Source organism: Vibrio sp. V03_P4A6T147, assembly GCF_002241085.1.
Taxonomy (GTDB): domain Bacteria; phylum Pseudomonadota; class Gammaproteobacteria; order Enterobacterales; family Vibrionaceae; genus Vibrio; species Vibrio anguillarum.
In genome coordinates this window covers 1-4,166 of record NZ_NDIO01000144.1, presented here as the reverse complement: position 1 = coordinate 4,166, position 4,166 = coordinate 1, and the positions used below count along the sequence as shown (strand labels likewise).

General features: G+C 43.6%; 4 protein-coding genes and 1 pseudogene. 3 read left to right on the top strand and 2 right to left on the bottom strand.

What is annotated here, in order from left to right; all coding sequences use genetic code 11:
• Window positions 1-130: pseudogene (locus B9J84_RS16105) on the bottom strand (acyl-CoA thioesterase II); the annotation flags it as partial.
• Window positions 131-276: 146 nt separating this feature from the next.
• Here B9J84_RS16105 and B9J84_RS05530 point away from each other — a divergent pair.
• Window positions 277-708: a YbaY family lipoprotein gene (locus B9J84_RS05530; protein ID WP_017044405.1), complete on the top strand. Its 432-nt coding sequence runs from the start codon at window positions 277-279 to the stop codon at window positions 706-708.
• 68 nt (window positions 709-776) lie between these two features.
• On the opposite strand, the gene B9J84_RS05525 is transcribed toward B9J84_RS05530, so the two are convergent.
• The gene (locus B9J84_RS05525) at window positions 777-1,079 is read right to left on the bottom strand and encodes an MGMT family protein (RefSeq protein ID WP_094123715.1); all 303 of its coding nucleotides are present in this window, start codon (window positions 1,077-1,079) and stop codon (window positions 777-779) included.
• A 69-nt stretch (window positions 1,080-1,148) separates the two neighbouring features.
• Between B9J84_RS05525 and B9J84_RS05520 the strand changes: the two genes are divergently transcribed.
• Both B9J84_RS05520 and B9J84_RS05515 read left to right on the top strand, forming a co-directional pair.
• Window positions 1,149-1,892 carry a hypothetical protein gene (locus tag B9J84_RS05520; protein WP_017045285.1) on the top strand — a complete coding sequence of 248 codons (744 nt, stop codon included), beginning with the start codon at window positions 1,149-1,151 and terminating at the stop codon, window positions 1,890-1,892.
• 83 nt (window positions 1,893-1,975) lie between these two features.
• Window positions 1,976-4,042, top strand: coding sequence for a GGDEF domain-containing protein (locus B9J84_RS05515; protein ID WP_094123714.1), 2,067 nt, complete (start codon window positions 1,976-1,978; stop codon window positions 4,040-4,042).
• Window positions 4,043-4,166: the final 124 nt, after the last annotated feature.

The following is a 4,166-nucleotide window of genomic DNA, read 5'->3' as shown; positions in this document are numbered from 1 at the left end:
GTGCTTGGCCAATCACTTGCCCACCATACACTTGTGGCAGACCTAAGTTCTCGCTCTCACCTCGGTATAAACCTTCTTCTAGCTTTTCCAGTTGCAGCAAATCCAATAGTTCATTTAATGGTTGACTCATAGACCCTCACCGAGATTCTTAATGTAATTATTATCATTGTTGACTAAGTCAATATCTTGTTAATACCAAATGGACGACCATGACAGCAGATAAAACCGAACCTATAATCATCACCTATCTAACACCATAACTGAGGTTTTATCCTTATGAAAAAGGCACTGTTGCTGATTATGTCGTCTGTTTTGGGTCTAATGCTTGTGGGTTGCCAGTCAGCGCAAAAACCAACCTCTTCCGAGAGCAATATTCAATCTATCATGGGTACGGTTTCGTACCGTGAGCGTATTGCACTGCCGGATAAGGCGCTTGTCACTATCACTTTGCAAGATGTTTCATTGGCTGATGCACCCGCTAAAGTGATCGCAAAACACCGCTTTGAAACTAACGGGATGCAAGTGCCGCTTGAGTTTGACTTGGCATTCGACAACCGAAAAATTGATGCTCGCCACCGTTACAGCGTCAGTGCTCGCATCGAAGTAGATGGAAAACTGCGCTTCATTACGGATACCCATTACGCCGTGATTACTGATGAGAATAACACTAAACGTGTTGATTTGCGTTTGGTTGGTGTTAAACAGTAAAACAAGAAATAGTAAAACAGCCCTTTCCCGTGCTAGATAAGCGGGAAAGGCGCTTGACCGAAAGGGGCTTAGGGGCGCCACTGGTATAATCGAAGTTTTATTCTGCCATGCTCGTTCACTTCGACGCCTTCGGCGATCAATTTTTGTCGTTGACGTAATAAATCCTCTCCTTTTAGCGAAATCTCTCCTTTGCTGTTGATCACACGAAACCAAGGTAATCGGCTGTTTTGAGGTAGGTTACCTAATGCTTTTCCAACATGACGTGCGTAGCCGGGGTATCCTGCTAAACGAGCAATTTCCCCATAGGTTGTCACTTTTCCTGCGGGAATTTGATGTATAACTGCAAAAATCTGCGCTAAAAATTGGTTCATGCTGACAATTCGTCCATACTAGCAGTGTCCTAGTTCGATAGTTACCAAGGAACGGTATAAGGAGAGGGCATGCTATTTTCTACCTTTCAATTTTTAATCACAACCTTGTTGGCTGTGGTTTGTGCAAGAGCCATAGGTTTAAGCGAAGGGGACATCCCCGTGCTGGCCATCGTGATCCCTGCGCTGTGGATTTTACCGCAAGGGGGCGTCGCGGGTGTGTTGTTATTGGCTGCAATGACCGCTTATGGTTTCACTTTATCTTATCAGCCAATCGCTCTTTCTGTCAGTGTTTGGGTGCTGCTGCCTTTGTTGACGGTGGCCTTTTCTAAACGCAGTAGCATGGGCGTTATCTTAGTGAGCACGTTGATCGTACTGACGTTGCAAGTCGGTATCATCGTTACTCAATCGGCTGGGAAATTAGGCGGTACAGGCTGGCTGACTGTTATTCAGACTCTTTCTGTTATCGTTGTTTGGTGGTCGGTTGCGCACTGGAAGCCATCTAATAAGCACCGTTGGTGGGCGTTAGGGTTACTGCTACCGCTATGGATGGCCGATTTCTCGTATGCGGTGTTAGTTGCGTTAAGCATTACTGGCATTATGGCGTCGATGGAAAGTTTAACCCAATCCAAACCAGTCGCGGTGAATTGGAATGGTTTGTTATGCTGGACACTTCCAACGGTAGGCTTTGCAAGCTTAGTCGTCTCGCCCACAAGTGATGTACCAAACCCCGTATTCGTGGTTTGGATCTGTTTACTGGCTACTGCTTGGATGACTGATTATCTACTCAAGAGCACCGAAGAGAATACCGAATGACCAGAACACAACTGAATGTAGATTAGAGCATGTTGTGGGTGAAGTTGTGACTTCATTCTTATGCATATATAGAGCATTAGTATATGATGCTCACCTCTCATTACAATAATATAAACGTCATGGTTCGTGCATTTCGGCTAATAGGTCTTTTATGGCTAGCAACGGCGGCACACAGCGTCATCAGTGCTCCCATAATCAACGCTAAAACATATCGAGTAGCGACAGAAGCGGACGATGTTGTCACGCGTATTTTGTTTGATGCCATTGCTTACCAATTTCGCCTTGAGATTGACTATGTTAATTACCCCAGCTTTGATGCGATCTTGACCGCTATCGAACAAGGGGAGAGCGATTTTGCAGCCAATGTGACTTACACCGAACAGCGTGCTCAACGATTTGATTTCTCAAGTCCTACCAATATTGAATATACCTATGCATTTAGCCACAGCAACGTACAGTTAACCGATCTGGCGAGGGTCGGGGTTCCCAAAGGAACGATTTATGGTGAGCTGATTGCCGCTTATTTTCCTCATATTATACAGATTGAGTATGATGGTGCTCGGCGTGCCAAAGAACTTTTAAGCACGGCTGAAGTCGATGTGGTCGTAGACGCGATTAATCAATTAAAGCCGATGTTGATGGCAGGGCTCGATGCGCAATTGCTTAATGACCAACTGCCTATTCAGCCGGTTGCTATTATTACGCCAAAAGGGCACAACACTTTATTACTCAACAAAATTCAAGAATATGTACACTCAGCGTCGGTACAAAAACTGCTTAGAGAATCAGTACAAAAATACCAATTTGATATCCGCAAGCAGGCGTTGCGTCAATCCGTCATCGATAGCGGCTTAAACGTGCAGCGACCGTTAAAAGTAAAATTGGAGAACATCAGCCAATTTGCTCAGTATCAGCACGATGGTAAAGTGAAAGGAATAAACGCGGACATTGTTTTTAAAGCATGTGACATTCTGTTACTCAAATGCGAACTGGCCAGCCAGCCAGACGAAACGTGGGAGAGTATGTATGCCGATTTGGTCAATAAACGCATTGATATCCTAGTACCAGTTACCGTCTCTCAACAACGAAAATCCGACGTTTATTTCAGTGACACGTATTACCAGCCTGAAGCCGTCTTGATTAAGCGTGAAAATTACAAAGACAATGTTTACAGCAATGTGTCGGAATTAATTGTTGAGCGCATCGGCGTGATTAAAGAAGATTTCTTTGAAGAACTGTTAGGAAAAATGCTGCCCAATAAAGTGCTACATGTTTATAAAACTCAAAATGAATTGGTCAAAGCCTTGCTCGGTAAGGAGGTCGATTACATCGTTCTAAACCGTGCTAACTTTAACCAAATATTGCGCGAAGCGGATAACTTATTGCCGTTGGAGGAAGATCTATTTATCGGCAGTTTTTACTCGTCTGAGATTGCAATGGGCTTTCCCAAAAATAGCATGGGCGCTTCGCTGGCTCCTTTATTTACTCGTGCTATTAAGATGATTGATACGCAGAAAATCATCAACACCTATGATTATCAACCGAATTGGCGAGCAACGTTAGCGGCCGAGAAAACTTTTTCACGCCACACTCAATGGCTGTTTACGTTGGTATTTGGCTTCTTGTTAGTGGTCGCTTTCTATCTACACTCACAATCTGTTACCGATAATTTAACCAAGCTGCGTAATCGCCGAGCTTTATATCGCCGTTATTCGAGAGGCTTAAACAGCGATCTAACCTTGATTTATTTAGATGTGAATAACTTTAAGCCGATAAACGATAACTATGGTCATGAAGTGGGAGATGAAGTGTTGAAAGCACTTGCCAGCCGTATCGATTCTATTTGGCGTGGTCGTAGTTACCGAATCGGGGGTGATGAGTTTATCCTGATTGGGCAATATAGTGATGAGGAGCTTGAGCCTGTGTTAATGCAGTTAGAGTCCTTTACCTACAGCGATTCTGCTCGAAATTTAAACATAAAAGTCAATGTGGCGATTGGTGTGTCGAATTACAGAGATCATTTCATGAGCCTGGAAGAAGTATTGCACCAAACTGATATTGCCATGTACCAAAGTAAGCACCACGGTAGCGGCCAACGAGATAATACAAAGCCTCTTCTCAAGATAATCAGAAGTTCAAACAAGAGCTAAAATAGTCCACCTATTTTATTGAGTAGAAGAGAAAATAGAAGATTTGCTCAAATGGTGTTCACTTAAAACAAAAAGCTTCCATCCATTGGGATTTCGGCTTGCAATCATTACTATGATGCTTGAT

What these genes read in the sequence shown, in the direction of transcription:
- B9J84_RS05530 (WP_017044405.1), top strand. Translation starts at nt 277, where the DNA reads ATGAAAAAGGCACTGTTGCTGATTATGTCGTCTGTTTTGGGTCTAATG.
- B9J84_RS05525 (WP_094123715.1), bottom strand. Translation starts at nt 1,079, where the DNA reads ATGAACCAATTTTTAGCGCAGATTTTTGCAGTTATACATCAAATTCCC.
- B9J84_RS05520 (WP_017045285.1), top strand. Translation starts at nt 1,149, where the DNA reads ATGCTATTTTCTACCTTTCAATTTTTAATCACAACCTTGTTGGCTGTG.
- B9J84_RS05515 (WP_094123714.1), top strand. Translation starts at nt 1,976, where the DNA reads ATGATGCTCACCTCTCATTACAATAATATAAACGTCATGGTTCGTGCA.